This is a genomic window from Ramlibacter alkalitolerans, assembly GCF_016722765.1.
Lineage (GTDB): Bacteria > Pseudomonadota > Gammaproteobacteria > Burkholderiales > Burkholderiaceae_C > Ramlibacter > Ramlibacter alkalitolerans.
This window is the reverse complement of sequence record NZ_JAEQND010000020.1, coordinates 1-15,003: the sequence shown is the minus strand read 5'-3', so window position 1 is coordinate 15,003 and position 15,003 is coordinate 1. Positions and strand designations below refer to the sequence as shown.

The window sequence follows — 15,003 nt, the reverse complement described above, 5'->3', positions numbered from 1 at the left end:
ACTGCATCGGTGCCAACCCGTAGGCTGGCGGTGACGCGCGCCAGCGCCGGAACCCCGGCGCTGCGGGTGGCCGGCCGGGGACGCTGGGGTTCGCGCAGCTCACCTTCCGCGGCTGGCGCCGCCCCAGCCTACGAGATGCCCCACGTTAGGTGCCTCAACCCGCCAGCGCCTGCGCCGGGTCCTCCGAATCCACCACCTCGCGCGCCCAGGTCTCCAGCCGGCTCGCGTCGGCGCGCAGCACCTCCTGCTTCACGGCGAGGATCTGCGCCGGGTGCATCGAGAAACTGCGCAGGCCCAGGCCCAGCAGCAGGCGCGTGAACTGCGTGTCGCCGGCCATCTCGCCGCACACGCTCACGCCCTTGTTCTGGCGCCGGCACTCCGCGATGGTGTCGGCCACCAGCCGCAGCACCGCGGGATGGCAGGGGTCGTACAGGTGCGCGACCGATTCGTCGGAGCGGTCGATCGCCAGCGTGTACTGGATCAGGTCGTTGGTGCCGATCGAGAGGAAATCGAAGTACTTGAGGAAGGTGCGCAGCGACAGCGCGGCGGCCGGGATCTCGATCATGGCGCCGATCTCCACCGAACCGTAGGGCACGCCGCGGTTGTCCAGCTCGGCGCGCGCGAAGTCGATCAGCGACAAGGTCTGCCGGATCTCCGTGGCGTGCGCGATCATCGGGATCAGCAGATTGACCTTGCCGTGGGCTGCAGCGCGCAGGATCGCGCGCACCTGGGTGCGGAACATGTCCGGCTCGGCGAGGCTCAGGCGGATCGCCCGCAAGCCCAGGGCAGGATTCAGGTGGGCGAAATCGCGCCGGGAGTCGTCCAGCGGCTTGTCGGCGCCCACGTCCAGCGTGCGGATCGTGACCGGCAGGCCCTGCATGCCTTCGATCGCGCGCTTGTACGCCTGGTACTGCGCCTCCTCGTCGGGCATGTCGCCGCCGTGGCCCATGAACAGGAATTCGCTGCGGAACAGGCCGACGCCCACGGCGCCGGCCTTGAGCGCGCCGACGGCGTCGTCGGGGAGTTCGATGTTGGCGAGCAGTTCCACCTTCTGGCCGTCGAGCGTCACCGCCGCCGTGTGGCGCAGGCGATTGAGCCGGCTGCGTTCCAGTTCGGCCTGGCGCTGCTTGAAGCCGTATTCGGCCAGGATGATGGCCGACGGGTCGACGATCATCACGCCGGTGTCGCCGTCGATGATCACCCAGTCGTCCTGGCGCACCAGGTTGCTCGCCGAACGGGCGCCGACGACGGCCGGGATGTCCAGGCTGCGCGCGACGATCGCGGTGTGCGAGGTCTTGCCGCCGACGTCGGTGACGAAGCCCGCGAACACGCTCTGCTTGAACTGCAGCATGTCGGCCGGCGACAGGTCGTGCGCCACCAGCACCAGCGGCACGTCCACGCTGTCATCGAGCAGCAGGTCCTGCTGCGTCTTGCGCCGCGCCACCGGCTGCGTGACCGGCGAAGGGATGCCCTTCATGTAGCGCAGGATGCGTTCGGCGACCTGTTCGAGATCCGCCTTGCGTTCGCGCAGGTACTCGTCCTCCATGTCGTCGAACTGGCGCGACAGCACTTCGAGCTGCGTGGTCAGCGCCCATTCGGCGTTGTAGAGGCGGTCGGTGATCCAGTGCTTGACGCCTTCGATCAGCTCCTCGTCCTGCAGCAGCATCAGGTGCACGTCCAGCAGCGCCGACAGTTCGTGCGGCGCTTCCTTCGGGCCCATCGTCGTGATGGTCTGCTGCAGGCGCTGGATCTCCTCCACCACCGCATTGCGGCCGACGCGGATCCGCTCGATCTCGGGGCCGATCTGGTCCGGCTGGATGAAGTAGTGGACGACGTCGGCCCGGCCGGAGCCGGTCACGACCGCGCGACCGATGGCGATCCCCCGGGCGACCGCGATGCCATGGACCGCGAAAGTCACTCGCCCTCTCCGAACTTGTCGGCGATCAGGGCCAGCAGCGCGTCCATCGCCTCCTGCTCCTTGTCGCCGCTGGTCTCCAGCGTGATCTCGGCGCCGACGCCGGCGGCCAGCATCATCACGCCCATGATGCTCTTGCCGTTCACGCGCCGCTCCCCGCGGCTGACCCAGACCTCGCACGGATAGCTGCCCGCCAGCTTGGTGAGCTTGGCCGAGGCGCGCGCATGCAGGCCGAGCTTATTGCTGATGGTCGTTGTGGTCTTGATCATGGTTGCGTTGTGGCTGCTGCTGCGGCGCCGTGATGGCGACCTGCATCACGCCCTGGGTGCCGCCGATCACCGCGCGCGAGACGAGCGTGTCCAGCGGCTCGTTGCGGTAGCTCACGCTGCGCAGCAGCATCGGCAGGTTCACGCCCGTGATCAGGCGGGAAGCGACGCCGTCCACCAGCTTCTGCGCCACGTTGCTGGGCGTGGCGCCGAAGATGTCGGTGAGCACCAGGACGCCCTGGACGTGGCCCGCCGCCGTGAGCTGCTCCATCGCGATGCGCGCGGCGGCCAGCGTCTCGTCCGGCGAGAGGTTCGGCTGCACGTCGATCGCCGTCACCGCCGCCCCGCAGTCGGGGAAGACATGCAGCGCGCACTGCCGCAGCGCATTGGCCAGCGGCGCGTGGGCGATCAGCAGGATGGCGTTCATGGGCTCTGCCGATTATGGCGTCTGCTCCACAGGAACCACGCGTAGGACAGGGCACTCGTGGCGAGGAAGACACCAAAGGCGCCACGAAAGGCGTCCACGTCGCTCCAGCCGGCCTGCCGGAAGGCGTCGACGAGCAGGCCGATCCCCCACTGGACCACGAACACGCCGACGAAGATCACCAGGTTGTAGGCGGACAGCGCGCGGCCCGCAAGCGTTGCCGGGAACACCATGCCCACGGCCGGCTGCGCCAGGGCGACGAAGGTGCTGCTGGTGCAGAAGAAGGCCAGCGCCGCCGCGCCGGCATGGGGGCCGGAGACCACCAGGTTGGCCACGGCCAGCAGGCTCAGGGGCGTGCCCCAGGCGATCAGCTTGTCGGTGACGATGCCGCGCCGCTGCAGCCAGGGATTCATCAGGCCCCAGGTCCAGAAGGTGGCCAGCATGCACAGGTTGATGGTGAACAGGCCGCCGGCGGCCTGCACCGGATCGGCGCCGGCCACGCGCGACAGCCAGGGCCCGGCCCAGAGCGACTGCACGGCGATCATGCCGCCGTAGGTGAAGAAGCCGAGCGGGGCCATCTGCCAGAAGTACGGGTGGCGCCACACCGGCGCGTAGCTGGCGCGCGGGGCGCCGGGCGGCAGCGCGTGGTCGGACTCGCTCCACTCCGGCACGCGCCAGGCGATCACGAACATCGACAGCGCCAGCAGCACCGCCAGGCCCCAGAACAGGGGCCGCCAGCCGAATTGCGGCAGCAGCCATTGCACCGGCAGCGTGGACGCGACCATGCCGAAGGAGCCGGTCATGAGCATCCAGGAATTGGTGCGCAGTTGCACCCCGGGCGTGAACCAGCGGCGGAAGCCGGTGAGCGGCGCCATCAGGCAGGAAGCCACGCCCAGCCCGCACAGCACGCGCGCGGCCAGCAGCCAGCCGAAGCTGGTCGCCATGGCGAAGGCGCCGCAGCCGAGCACGGCCAGCGCGACGAACCACAGGTTGACCTTGCGCGGGCCGTGGCGGTCGAGCCAGGTGCCCAGCGGCAGCTGGATGATCGCGAAGCCGAGGAAGTAGCCGCCGGCCAGCAGGCCGAGCGCGCCGGCGTCGAGGTGGAACTCGCGCGTGAGCACCGGGGACAGGGTGGCCGTGATGGCGCGCAGCACGGCGGCGAAGAAATAGGCGAAGGCGAACGCCAGGAACACCACCACCGTCTGGCGGCGATCGAGCAGGGACATCGGGAACCTTGGATGAAGCGGAAGGCGCCTTCTTGCGGGGCGCTCCGGCCATTATCCGTTTCCCGATAATGGCGTGCATGAATGCTCTCGATGGAATCCGCGTGCTCGACCTGTCGCGCGTGCTGGCCGGCCCCTGGTGCACGCAGACGCTGGCGGACCTGGGCGCCGACGTGATCAAGATCGAACGCCCCGGCACCGGCGACGACACCCGCACCTGGGGCCCGCCCTTCCTGAAGGACCGCGCCGGCCAGGACACGCACGAGGCCGCCTACTACCTGGGCACCAACCGCAACAAGCGCTCGGTGACCTGCGACATCGCGCAGGCCGAGGGGCAGGCGCTGGTGCGCGAACTGGCGAAGCACTGCCACGTGTTCGTGGAGAACTTCAAGGTCGGCGACATGGCGCGCTACGGCCTGGACTACGCGGCGCTGAAGGCGGTGAACCCGCGCATCGTCTACTGCAGCGTCACGGGCTTCGGCCAGACCGGCCCCTATCGCGAGCGTGCCGGCTACGACTACGCCATCCAGGGCATGGGCGGGCTCATGAGCATCACCGGCGAGCGCGACGATCTCGGCGGCGGGCCGCAGAAGGTGGGCGTGGCGGTCGCCGACCTGTTCACGGGCATGTATTCCTGCGTCGGCATCCTGGCCGCGCTGCGCCACGCCGAGCGGACCGGCGAGGGCCAGCACCTCGACATGGCGCTGCTCGACACGCAGGTGGCGATGCTGGCCAACCTGGGGGCCAACTACCTCGTGAGCGGCAAGGTGCCGGGCCGCGCCGGCAATGCGCACCAGAACATCGTGCCGTACCAGGTGTTCGAGGTCGCACCGGCCGATGACGGCCACAAGGACCACATCATCCTGGCCGTGGGCAACGACGGACAGTACGGCAAGTTCTGCCAGGTCGCGGGCCGGCCGGAACTGGCGACCGACACGCGCTTCGCCAGGAACCGCGACCGGGTCCACAACCGCGCGGTGCTGGTGCCGATCCTGGAAGAAGTGATGAAGACCCGGCGCAAGGCCGACTGGCTGGCGGCGCTGGAGGCGGCCAAGGTGCCGTGCGGCGCGATCAACTCCATCGGCGAGGTGTTCGCCGATCCGCAGGTGCGCGAGCGCGGCATGGTGCACCAGTGGGAGCATCCGCTGGCCGGTCCGCTGAACCTGGTGGGCAGCCCGCTGAAGCTGGGTGCTACGCCGGTGCGCACGGACCTGCCGCCGCCCCTGCTGGGGCAGCACACGGAGCAGGTGCTGGGCGAGGTGCTGGGCCTGGACGCGCAGCGGATCCGCGCGTTGCGCGCGAAGGAGGTGATCTGATGGCGAACTTCGTCCTCGTGCACGGCGCCTGGCACGGCGCCTGGGCCTGGCGGCGGGTGGTCGATGCGCTGCATGCGCAGGGCCATCGCGCGCTGGCCGTGTGCCTGACGGGCGTGGGCGAGCGGGTGCACCTGATGTCCTCGCTGATCACGCTGGAGACGCACATCGCCGACGTGACCAACACCCTCGAGGCCGAGGAACTGCAGGACGTGGTGCTGGCCGTGCACTCCTACGCCGGCATGATCGGCACCGCGGTGGCGGACCGCATGCCGCAGCGCCTGAAGCACCTGGTGTACATCGACGCCGTGGTGCCCAAGCCGGGGGAAAGCTGGAGCAGCACGCATGCGAGCGCCACCCGCGAGGCGCGGCTGGCGGCGGCCCAGGGCTCACCGGATTTCGCCTTCCCGGCACCGGATCCGTCGGTGTTCGGTCTGGCCGCGGCGGACCACGCGTGGGTGCAGCGCCGGCAGACGCCCCACCCCGGGCACACCTACCAGGCGCCGCTGCAGTTCGACGCCCGGCGGGTAGCCAGTGTGCCGCGCACCTTCATCGACTGCGTGCAGCCGCGGCTGGGCACCATCGATTCGATCCGCCCGCGCGTGCGCGACGCTGGCTTCTGGGACGGCGAATGGATGCGCGGCGGCGGCGCGCAGGTGCGGGAACTGGCGACCGGGCACGACCCGATGATCAGCGCGCCGCAGGAGCTGGTGCGGATGCTGGTGGAGTGCGCGGGCTGAGGTGCACGCACCCCTGCGTCATTTCCGCTTCCCCTCCGTCATTCCGTTTCACCTGCGTCATTCCCGCTTCGACTCCGTCATTCCCGCGCAGGCGGGAATCCAGGGCTCCCGAACACAAAAGCGGCCGTCGGCCGCTTTTGCTTTCTTCCCTGGGCCCCCGCCTGCGCGGGGGTGACGGTCACTTCACTGGTTGCGGAAGTTGTCGTGGCAGTTCTTGCACGCGCCCGCCGTCTCCTGGAAGGCGGTCTTCAGCGTGTCGAGGTTGTTGGTCTTCGCCGCGGTGGCCAGCTTGGGAGCGGCGTTCTGCAGGCGCTCCGACGCTTCCTTGAACTTGGCGGCGTCGACCCAGATCTCCGACTTCGCCTTCTGCGACAGCTTGTCGGTGTTGGCGGTGAAACCGGGCCAGGGCAGCTTGGCCATCTCCGCCACGATCTCGGCGCTGGTGGCGGCGGCAGCGGGGTCGTACGGCGCCTTGCCGTTCACCATGGCGCCGATGCGGCCGAAGTTCTGGCCCATGATGAACATGGCGCTCTGGCGGTACTTGACCGCATCCTCGGGTTTGGCGAACTGGGCGGACGCCGGCGCGGCGAGGGTGAACGCGGCGGCGGCGAGGGCGAGGGTGGCAACAACTTTCATCGGTTCTTCTCCGTTGGGTAGAGTGGCGGGTGCCAAGGCGGCAGACCCGGGACCTGTGAAAAAAGTTCGGTCCGGAACTGTCCACCGCGGGAATCTACTAAGCATTTCGGCGCCGGCCATCCGGCTTTTCGCTAGTGCCAACGACAACAGGATCACCGATGTCTTATCGCGTCCGCGTCTGGGACCTGCCCACGCGTTTATTCCATTGGTTACTCGCGATGTGCGTCGTCGCCCTCGTGATCACGGCCAAGGTGGAAGGCGGCACCGAATGGCACGCGCGCATCGGATGCACGGTGCTGGCGCTGCTGCTGTTCCGGCTGGTGTGGGGCTTCATCGGCGGGCGCTGGTCGCGCTTCGGCTCCTTCCTCTATGCCCCGGGCAAGGTGCTGGCCTACCTGGGCGGCCGCCCGCATCCGGACCACCTGGTGGGCCACAACCCGCTCGGCGCGGCCTCGGTCTTCGCGATGCTGCTGGTGCTGCTGGCGCAGGCGGCGAGCGGGCTCTTCACGGACGACGAAGCGGGTTTCACCGGCCCGCTCAATCGCTTCGTCTCCACCGCACGCGGCCTGGCGCTCACCTCCTACCACCGCCACGTGGGCCAGTGGCTCGTGTTCGCTTTGGTGGGGCTGCATATCGCCGCCATCGTGTTCTACGAGCGCCGCCGGCGCCAGGCGCTGGTGCGCCCGATGATCACGGGCGACAAGGAACTGGCGCACGCCGCCCCGCCGGCCCGCGACGACGCGGCCTCGCGCACGGTGGCCGCCGCCGTGGCGCTCGCTTGCGCCGGCCTGGTCACCTGGATCAGCCGGCTGGGTTGAAAAACAAGCTCATCCGTGCGACTTGGCTAAAATTCGCCGTCCGTGGACTTGCTTTCCCGACCTTGGACACTGCCCCTTTGCCGGTCATCGAGCTGACCACTCCCGCAAGGCGCGAGCTCGACGCAGTGCGCGCCATCTTCCGCGAATACGCCGAGGGCCTCGGCGTCGACCTCTGCTTCCAGAACTTCGAGGAGGAGCTCGCCACGCTGCCGGGCGAGTACGTGCCGCCGCGCGGAGCCCTCTACGTGGCGCGCGTGGACGGCGAGGTCGCCGGTTGCTGCGCCCTGCGTCCCATCGACAACGCCGACTATCCGAATGCCGCGGAGATGAAGCGCCTGTACGTGCGCCGGCCCTTCCGCGGCTTCGGCCTCGGGCGGCAGCTGGCCGAGGCGGCGCTCGATGCGGCGCGCCGCGCCGGCTACGACTGCGTGCTGCTGGACACGCTGGACGACATGGAGGCGGCGCGGGCGCTCTACGAGGAACTCGGCTTCGAGGAGATCCCGCCCTACTACCACAACCCGATTGCCGGGGCGCACTACCTGAAGGCGGAGCTGTGGGTCAGCGCGCCGGCGCCCTTGAGCAGCCGGGGCTAGGACGGTCTTTACTCCCTCCCCCTCCGGGGGAGGGTTGGGGTGGGGGCGCTGCGGCGCTCGATCAGCCGCGCCTCGTTCAGGCGACCGAGCGCCCCCACCCTGCCCTCCCCCAGAGGGGGAGGGAAAAAGCAGGGTCAGGCCTTCACCTGCGACAGCATCGTCCCCGCGTCGCTCACCTCGAACTTGCCTGGCCCCTCGACGTTCAGGCTGGCCACCTTGCCGTCCTTGACCAGCATCGAATAGCGGTTGCTGCGCACGCCCATGCCGCGCGCCGTCAGGTCCAGCGTCAGGCCGGTCGCGCGGGCGAAGTCGGCGCTGCCGTCGCCCAGCATGCGCACCTTGCCGGCACTCTTCTGCTCGCGCGCCCAGGCGCCCATCACGAAGGCGTCGTTGACGCTCACGCACCAGATCTCGTCGACACCGGCCTTCTTCAGTTCGTCGAACTTCTCCACGTAGCCGGGTACGTGCTTGGCCGAGCAGGTGGGCGTGAACGCGCCGGGCAGCGCGAACAGCGCAATGGTCTTGCCCTTGGCGGCTTCGCGCACCTTCACCGGATTGGGGCCGATGCTGCAGCCATTGCCCTCGACTTCCGAATATTCCTGCAGGGTGACATCAGGGAGTTGGTCGCCGACCTGGATCATTTCGATCTCCTCGTTGAAGTGACTGGACAAAAGAAAAACGGCCCACGATTGTGGGCCGTTTCCAGAGGGCCTGCAGGGGCCGCGGGGTTTAGACCGCCTCGGACTTCTCCACCAGGCGGGTCGCGACCCAGTTCTTGGTCTTGGAGATCGGACGGCTTTCCTCGATCTCGACGACATCGCCGGTGTGGAACTGGCCCTGTTCGTCGTGCGCGTGGTACTTGCTCGACTTGATCACGATCTTGCCGTACAGCGGGTGCTTCACGCGGCGTTCGACCAGCACGGTCACGGTCTTGGCGCGCTTGTCGCTCACCACCTTGCCGACGAGAGTGCGCTTGAGGGAGGTTTTCGCTTCCGTCATGTTCACTCCTTCGACGTCTTGGCGGATTCCGCACGCTTCTGCGCCAGGATGGTCTTGGCGCGAGCGATGTCACGGCGCGTGGAACGCAGCGTGGCGGTGTTGTTGAGTTGTTGCGTCGCCTTCTGCATGCGCAGGCCGAAATGGGCCTTCTGCAGCGACTTCACTTCGGCTTCCAGGCCGGCGACGTCCTTCTGGCGGAGATCATTGGCTTTCGTCATTTCCATCTCCTCCTCAGGCGCCGATCATGCGGGTCACGAACGTGGTGCGCAGCGGCAGCTTGGCGGCAGCCAGCTTGAACGCTTCGCGCGCGAGTTCCTCGGGCACGCCGACGATCTCGAACACGATCTTGCCCGGCTGGATCTCGGCCACGTAGTACTCCGGGTTGCCCTTGCCGTTACCCATCCGCACTTCGGCGGGCTTCTGGGAGATCGGCTTGTCGGGGAACACGCGGATCCAGATGCGGCCGCCACGCTTGACGTGGCGGGAGATCGCGCGACGCGCGGCCTCGATCTGGCGGGCGGTCAGGCGGCCGCGGTCGGTGCACTTCAGGCCGAAGTCACCGAACGCCACGGAGTTGCCGGTGGTGGCAACGCCCGTGTTGCGGCCTTTTTGCTCTTTGCGGAATTTGCGGCGAGCAGGTTGCAGCATTGGTTCTCTCCTTTACCGTCGGATCAGCGCTTGGCGCCGCCCGGCGCGGGGACGCGCTTAACGGTAGATTTCGGGGCATCCGCCCCTGCGGTTGCTTCAGCGGGCTTGTCGCTGCCTTCGGCCGGCGCAGCGTTGGTCGCACCCATGTCGCGGCGGGGGCCGCCACGGCCGCCACCAGGGCCGCCACGGCGATCGCCGCCGGGGCCGCCACGGCGGTCGCCGTCACGGCGCGGGCCACGCGGGCCACGGCGCTCTTCGCCTTCGGGACGGGGCGTGGAGTCGAGCGACGGCAGGTCGGTGCGACCCAGCGTGTCTCCCTTGTAGACCCACACCTTGACGCCGATGACGCCGTAGGTGGTCTTGGCTTCGGAGAAGCCGTAGTCGATGTCGGCGCGCAGCGTGTGCAGCGGCACGCGGCCTTCGCGGTACCACTCGGTGCGCGCGATCTCGATGCCGTTCAGGCGGCCGGCGGACATGATCTTGATGCCCTGCGCGCCCAGGCGCATCGCGTTCTGCATGGCGCGCTTCATCGCCCGGCGGAACATGATGCGCTTCTCGAGCTGCTGGGTGATCGAGTCGGCGATCAGCTGGGCATCGACTTCAGGCTTGCGCACTTCCTCGATGTTCACCGCGACCGGCACGCCCAGGCGGGTGGCGAGTTCCTTCTTCAGGTTCTCGATGTCCTCGCCCTTCTTGCCGATCACCACGCCCGGGCGGGCGGAGTAGATCGTGATGCGGGCGTTCTTGGCCGGACGCTCGATCAGCACGCGCGAGACCGCGGCGTTCTTCAGCTTGGTCTTCAGGTACTCGCGCACCTTCATGTCCTCGGCCAGCATGTGGCCGAAGTCACGGTTGTTCGCGTACCAGCGGGAGTTCCAGTTGCGCGTGACGGCCAGGCGGAAGCCGGTCGGATGGATCTTCTGTCCCATGTTCTTCCTCAGTTCCCGACGGTCACGTACACGTGGCAGGTGCCCTTGCTGATGCGGTTGCCGCGGCCCTTGGCGCGCGCGGTGAATCGCTTCAGCACGGTGCCTTGTTCCACGTAGATGCTCTTCACGCTCAGCTCGTCGATGTCGACGCCGTCGTTGTGCTCGGCGTTCGCGATCGCGGACTCCAGCACCTTCTTGACGATGACGGCACCCTTCTTCTGGGTGAAGTTCAGGATGTTGAGGGCCTGGTCCACCTTCTTGCCGCGGATCAGGTCGGCCACGAGGCGGCCCTTGTCCACGGACAGGCGCACGCCGCGCAGGATCGCTTTGGTTTCAGCCATGATGGATCCTTACTTCTTCTGGACTTTCTTGTCCGCGGGGTGACCCTTGAAGGTGCGCGTCAGGGCGAATTCGCCCAGCTTGTGGCCCACCATCTGGTCGGTGATGTAGACCGGCACGTGCTGCTTGCCGTTGTGCACGGCGATGGTCAGGCCGATGAAATCGGGCAGGATCATCGAGCGGCGCGACCAGGTCTTGATCGGCTTCTTGTCCTTGGTGGAAACGGCCTTGTCGACCTTGTTCACCAGGTGGTGGTCCACGAACGGACCCTTCTTGAGAGAACGCGTCATGTTGCGGACCCCTTACTTCTTGCGACGCGAGACGATGAACGTCTGCGTGCGCTTGTTGTTGCGAGTACGGTAACCCTTGGTCAGGTTGCCCCACGGGTCCACCGGCGGCTTGCCGGTACCGGTGCGGCCCTCACCACCACCGTGGGGGTGGTCGATCGGGTTCATCGCGACGCCGCGCACCGTCGGGCGGATGCCCATGTGGCGCTTGGTGCCGGCCTTGCCGATCTGGCGCAGGCTGTGTTCTTCGTTGGCCACTTCACCGATGGTGGCGCGGCATTCGATGTGGATGCGGCGCACTTCACCGGAGCGCATGCGGACCTGGGCGTAGGTGCCTTCGCGCGCCAGCAGCGTCGCGGAGGTCCCGGCGGAACGCGCGATCTGCGCACCCTTGCCCGGCATGATCTCGATGCAGTGGATCGTGGAACCCACCGGGATGTTGCGGATCGGCAGCGTGTTGCCGGCGCGGATCGGGGCCTCGGCGCCGGACAGCAGCGTGGCGCCGACTTCCAGGCCGCGCGGGGCGATCACGTAGCGGCGCTCGCCGTCGGCGTACACCACCAGGGCGATGTGGGCCGTGCGGTTCGGGTCGTACTCGATGCGCTCCACCTTCGCCGGGATGCCGTCCTTGTTGCGGACGAAATCGACCACGCGGTAGTGGTGCTTGTGGCCGCCGCCCTTGTGGCGCACGGTGATGTGGCCGTTGTTGTTGCGGCCGGCCTTCTGGAACTTCTTCTCCAGCAGGGGCGCGTACGGGTCACCCTTGTACAGGTGATCGCGCGAGACCTTGACCACCTGGCGCTGGCCAGGGGAGGTCGGTTTCATCTTGATGACGGCCATGATTAAGCGGTCTCCCCGGAGAAGTTCAGCTCCTGGCCGGCGGCGAGCGACACATACGCCTTGCGGATGTTGTCGCGGCGGCCGACGGAGCGCGCCGTGCGCTTGGTCTTGCCCTTGATGTTGGCGACCGAGACGCCCGTCACCTTCACGTTGAACATCAGTTCCACGGCGGCCTTGATCTCGGGCTTGGTCGCATCCTGCAGGACCTTGAAGGTCACCGCGTTGGTCTTGTCCGCGACGTGGGTGGCCTTCTCCGAGATGATCGGAGCGACCAGCACCTGCATCAGGCGGCCTTCATCGTATTTTTTCGGAGCGGTCACGCGAACATCTCCTTGAGCTTGTCGATCGCGCCCTTGGTGACGAGCACTTTCTTGTAATGGACAAGCGACACCGGATCGGCGTAGCGCGGCTCGACGATGTAGACGTGCGGCAGGTTGCGCGACGCCAGGAACAGGTTCTCGTCGACTTGGTCGGCGATCACCATCACCGACTCCAGGTTCATGGCCTTGAACTTGGCGGCCAGCTGCTTGGTCTTGGGGCTGTCGACCGTCAGCGATTCGACGACGGCCAGGCGGCCGTCGCGGGCGAGCTGGGAGAAGATGGACGCCATGCCGGCGCGGTACATCTTCTTGTTGATCTTCTGCGAGAAGTTCTCGTCCGGGCTGTTCGGGAAGATGCGGCCGCCCCCACGCCACAGCGGGGAGGAGGTCATGCCGGCGCGGGCGCGGCCGGTGCCCTTCTGGCGGAACGGCTTCTTGGTCGAGTGCTTGACCTGCTCGCGGTCCTTCTGGGCGCGCGTGCCTTGACGGGCATTGGCCTGGAAGGCCACCACGATCTGGTGCACCAGCGCTTCGTTGTATTCGCGGCCGAACACGGTCTCGGGGGCGTCGAACTTCGACGCTGCCTGGCCCTGCTCGTTCAGGAGTTCGAGTTCCATTTACTTCTTCCCCTTCTCGGCCTTGGCTTGCACCTGGACCGGCTTCGGCTGGCCCTTGGCGGCGAGGCGGACGGTCACGAAACCGTTCTTCGCGCCCGGCACCGCGCCGCGGACCAGCAGCAGGCCGCGCGCTTCGTCCACGCGGACGATGTCGAGGTTCTGCACGGTCTTGGTCACGTCGCCGAGGTGGCCGGACATCTTCTTGCCCGGGAACACGCGGCCCGGATCCTGCGCCATGGAGATCGAGCCCGGCACGTTGTGCGAACGGCTGTTGCCGTGCGACGCGCGCTGCGAGCTGAAGTTGTGGCGCTTGATGGTGCCCGTGAAGCCCTTGCCGATCGAGGTGCCCTGCACGTCGACCAGCTGGCCGGCGGAGAAGACGTCCTGCACCGGAACGGTCTTGCCGGCGGCGTACTTGCCGGCCGTATCGGCGTCGACCTTGAATTCACGGATGATTTCACCGGCTTCCACACCCGCCTTGGCGAGGTGGCCGGCGAGCGGCTTGGTGACGCGGGAGGCCTTGCGTGCACCGAACGTGACCTGCAGGGCCACGTAGCCGTCGTTGTCCTGGTTCTTGACCTGGGTCACGCGGTTGTTGGACACGTCCAGCACCGTGACAGGAACAGCGTCCCCGTCATCGGTGAACAGGCGCATCATGCCCACCTTGCGGCCCAGCAACCCGAGGCTGCTCAGACTCATGTTGTTACTCCGTTGCTCCCGCCGCGGCCGCTGCAATTGGCTGCCATGTTTGACGCCCGCGTCGATCACGGACTTTGCGAGAGAGGGTTGAAAAATGCTTCGCGCGCCCGAAAACGAGCGAAGCCGACTATTGTAGCAGGAGTCCTACAGGGGCGCCAGCGGCTCCTGCCGTCATTCCCCGCGGACGGACGCCCCTCGTCGTCATTCCCGCGGAGGCGGGAATCCAGGGCTTCAGGGACCGCCGCGCGCGGCGGCATCGGGAGCCCTGGGCCCCCGCCTTCGCGGGGGTGACGGAAAGGGAAAGGCCGCCCGGAGGCGGCCTTTCAGGGCGTCGAAGCGCAGCAATTACTGCAGCTTGATCTCCACGTCCACGCCCGCCGGCAGGTCCAGCTTCATCAGGGCGTCGACCGTCTTGTCGGTCGGGTCGACGATGTCCATCAGGCGCTGGTGCGTGCGGATCTCGAACTGGTCGCGGCTCGACTTGTTGACGTGCGGCGAACGCAGGATGTCGAAGCGCTTCATGCGCGTCGGCAGGGGCACCGGGCCCTTGACGATGGCGCCTGTGCGCTTGGCCGTGTCGACGATCTCGGCGGCGGACTGGTCGATCAGCTTGTAATCGAAGGCTTTCAGGCGGATGCGGATCTTCTGTTGGGCCATGACGATTACTCCATGATCTTGGCAACGACGCCGGCGCCGACGGTCTTGCCGCCTTCGCGGATGGCGAAGCGGAGACCCTCTTCCATGGCGATCGGGGCGATCAGCTTGACGGTGATCGTCACGTTGTCGCCGGGCATGACCATTTCCTTGTCCTTGGGCAGCTCGATGGAGCCCGTGACGTCGGTCGTGCGGAAGTAGAACTGCGGGCGGTAGTTGTTGAAGAACGGCGTGTGGCGGCCGCCTTCGTCCTTGCTCAGCACGTACACCTCGGCGGTGAAGTGCGTGTGCGGCTTGATGGAGCCCGGCTTGCACAGCACCTGGCCGCGCTCGACGTCTTCACGCTTGGTGCCGCGCAGCAGGATACCGACGTTGTCGCCCGCCTGGCCCTGGTCCAGCAGCTTGCGGAACATCTCCACGCCCGTGCAGGTGGTCTTCTGCGTGGTCTTGATGCCCACGATCTCGATTTCCTCGCCGACCTTGATCACGCCGCGCTCGATGCGGCCCGTGACCACCGTGCCGCGGCCGGAGATGGAGAACACGTCTTCCACCGGCATCAGGAAGGTGCCGTCGATGGCACGCTCGGGCGTGGGGATGTACGAATCCAGCGCGTCGGCCAACTTCATGATGGCCTGCTCGCCCAGCTCGCCCTTGTCGCCTTCCAGCGCCAGCTTGGCCGAGCCCTTGATGATCGGGGTGTCGTCGCCGGGGAAGTCGTACTTGGACAGCAGCTCGCGCACTTC

22 protein-coding genes are annotated in these 15,003 nt (G+C 67.6%); 4 read left to right on the top strand and 18 right to left on the bottom strand.

Going from position 1 to position 15,003, the window contains the following annotated elements:
* Positions 1-154 precede the first annotated feature (154 nt).
* Genes ptsP through JI746_RS25955 form a run of 4 tightly spaced genes read right to left on the bottom strand, consistent with a single transcriptional unit; the run spans position 155 to position 3,831 of the window.
* On the bottom strand, positions 155-1,918 hold the full coding sequence (gene ptsP, locus JI746_RS25970) for a phosphoenolpyruvate--protein phosphotransferase (RefSeq protein WP_201693224.1): 1,764 nt from the start codon (positions 1,916-1,918) through the stop codon (positions 155-157).
* Positions 1,915-2,184, bottom strand: coding sequence for an HPr family phosphocarrier protein (locus JI746_RS25965; protein WP_201693223.1), 270 nt, complete (start codon positions 2,182-2,184; stop codon positions 1,915-1,917). Before JI746_RS25965 ends, ptsP begins: the two co-directional genes overlap by 4 nt.
* A complete protein-coding gene (locus JI746_RS25960) occupies positions 2,153-2,608 on the bottom strand; it encodes a PTS sugar transporter subunit IIA (protein ID WP_201693222.1) in 456 nt (151 codons plus the stop codon). Before JI746_RS25960 ends, JI746_RS25965 begins: the two co-directional genes overlap by 32 nt.
* Entirely contained in the window at positions 2,605-3,831 is a 1,227-nt protein-coding gene (locus JI746_RS25955; protein WP_201693221.1) for an MFS transporter, read from the bottom strand. Before JI746_RS25955 ends, JI746_RS25960 begins: the two co-directional genes overlap by 4 nt.
* 77 nt (positions 3,832-3,908) lie before the next feature.
* On the opposite strand from JI746_RS25955, the gene JI746_RS25950 reads away from it, so the two are divergent.
* Positions 3,909-5,144 carry a CaiB/BaiF CoA transferase family protein gene (locus tag JI746_RS25950; protein WP_201693220.1) on the top strand — a complete coding sequence of 412 codons (1,236 nt, stop codon included), beginning with the start codon at positions 3,909-3,911 and terminating at the stop codon, positions 5,142-5,144.
* Positions 5,144-5,881, top strand: a complete 738-nt coding sequence (locus JI746_RS25945) for an alpha/beta fold hydrolase (protein ID WP_201693219.1) — start codon at positions 5,144-5,146, stop codon at positions 5,879-5,881. The genes JI746_RS25950 and JI746_RS25945 overlap by 1 nt, the downstream gene beginning before the upstream one ends.
* 183 nt (positions 5,882-6,064) lie before the next feature.
* Here JI746_RS25945 and JI746_RS25940 read toward each other — a convergent pair whose 3' ends face one another.
* Complete coding sequence (locus JI746_RS25940) at positions 6,065-6,517, bottom strand: c-type cytochrome (protein WP_201693218.1); 453 nt, start codon at positions 6,515-6,517, stop codon at positions 6,065-6,067.
* Positions 6,518-6,675: 158 nt separating this feature from the next.
* Here JI746_RS25940 and JI746_RS25935 point away from each other — a divergent pair, with 158 nt between their 5' ends.
* Complete coding sequence (locus tag JI746_RS25935) at positions 6,676-7,335, top strand: cytochrome b/b6 domain-containing protein (protein WP_201693217.1); 660 nt, start codon at positions 6,676-6,678, stop codon at positions 7,333-7,335.
* A gap of 77 nt (positions 7,336-7,412) precedes the next feature.
* A complete protein-coding gene (locus JI746_RS25930; RefSeq protein WP_408004128.1) occupies positions 7,413-7,928 on the top strand; it encodes a GNAT family N-acetyltransferase in 516 nt (171 codons plus the stop codon).
* A 134-nt stretch (positions 7,929-8,062) separates the two neighbouring features.
* On the opposite strand, the gene JI746_RS25925 is transcribed toward JI746_RS25930, so the two are convergent.
* The 13 genes from JI746_RS25925 to JI746_RS25865 form a co-directional block, all read right to left on the bottom strand.
* Positions 8,063-8,569, bottom strand: a complete 507-nt coding sequence (locus tag JI746_RS25925; protein WP_201693215.1) for a peroxiredoxin — start codon at positions 8,567-8,569, stop codon at positions 8,063-8,065.
* 88 nt (positions 8,570-8,657) lie between these two features.
* The gene (gene rpsQ, locus JI746_RS25920; RefSeq protein WP_201693214.1) at positions 8,658-8,927 is read right to left on the bottom strand and encodes a 30S ribosomal protein S17; all 270 of its coding nucleotides are present in this window, start codon (positions 8,925-8,927) and stop codon (positions 8,658-8,660) included.
* 2 nt (positions 8,928-8,929) lie between these two features.
* Entirely contained in the window at positions 8,930-9,145 is a 216-nt protein-coding gene (rpmC, locus tag JI746_RS25915; protein ID WP_201693213.1) for a 50S ribosomal protein L29, read from the bottom strand.
* Between the two features lie 13 nt (positions 9,146-9,158).
* Positions 9,159-9,575 (bottom strand): 50S ribosomal protein L16, encoded by a 417-nt coding sequence (gene rplP, locus JI746_RS25910; RefSeq protein ID WP_201693212.1) that lies wholly within the window; start codon positions 9,573-9,575, stop codon positions 9,159-9,161.
* A 23-nt stretch (positions 9,576-9,598) separates the two neighbouring features.
* On the bottom strand, positions 9,599-10,504 hold the full coding sequence (rpsC, locus tag JI746_RS25905; RefSeq protein WP_201693211.1) for a 30S ribosomal protein S3: 906 nt from the start codon (positions 10,502-10,504) through the stop codon (positions 9,599-9,601).
* Positions 10,505-10,512: 8 nt separating this feature from the next.
* Positions 10,513-10,845, bottom strand: coding sequence for a 50S ribosomal protein L22 (rplV, locus tag JI746_RS25900; protein ID WP_201693210.1), 333 nt, complete (start codon positions 10,843-10,845; stop codon positions 10,513-10,515).
* Between the two features lie 9 nt (positions 10,846-10,854).
* A complete protein-coding gene (gene rpsS / locus JI746_RS25895; protein WP_193675725.1) occupies positions 10,855-11,133 on the bottom strand; it encodes a 30S ribosomal protein S19 in 279 nt (92 codons plus the stop codon).
* A 12-nt stretch (positions 11,134-11,145) separates the two neighbouring features.
* Entirely contained in the window at positions 11,146-11,970 is an 825-nt protein-coding gene (gene rplB, locus JI746_RS25890; protein WP_201693209.1) for a 50S ribosomal protein L2, read from the bottom strand.
* A gap of 2 nt (positions 11,971-11,972) precedes the next feature.
* On the bottom strand, positions 11,973-12,290 hold the full coding sequence (rplW, locus tag JI746_RS25885) for a 50S ribosomal protein L23 (RefSeq protein ID WP_330893086.1): 318 nt from the start codon (positions 12,288-12,290) through the stop codon (positions 11,973-11,975).
* Complete coding sequence (rplD, locus tag JI746_RS25880; protein ID WP_201693208.1) at positions 12,287-12,907, bottom strand: 50S ribosomal protein L4; 621 nt, start codon at positions 12,905-12,907, stop codon at positions 12,287-12,289. The genes rplW and rplD overlap by 4 nt, the downstream gene beginning before the upstream one ends.
* On the bottom strand, positions 12,908-13,606 hold the full coding sequence (gene rplC, locus JI746_RS25875) for a 50S ribosomal protein L3 (protein ID WP_201693207.1): 699 nt from the start codon (positions 13,604-13,606) through the stop codon (positions 12,908-12,910).
* Positions 13,607-13,951: 345 nt separating this feature from the next.
* The gene (gene rpsJ / locus JI746_RS25870) at positions 13,952-14,263 is read right to left on the bottom strand and encodes a 30S ribosomal protein S10 (RefSeq protein ID WP_145895499.1); all 312 of its coding nucleotides are present in this window, start codon (positions 14,261-14,263) and stop codon (positions 13,952-13,954) included.
* 5 nt (positions 14,264-14,268) lie between these two features.
* The coding region (locus JI746_RS25865) for an EF-Tu C-terminal domain-related protein (protein WP_269129510.1) at positions 14,269-15,003 on the bottom strand (735 nt) is incomplete at its 5' end.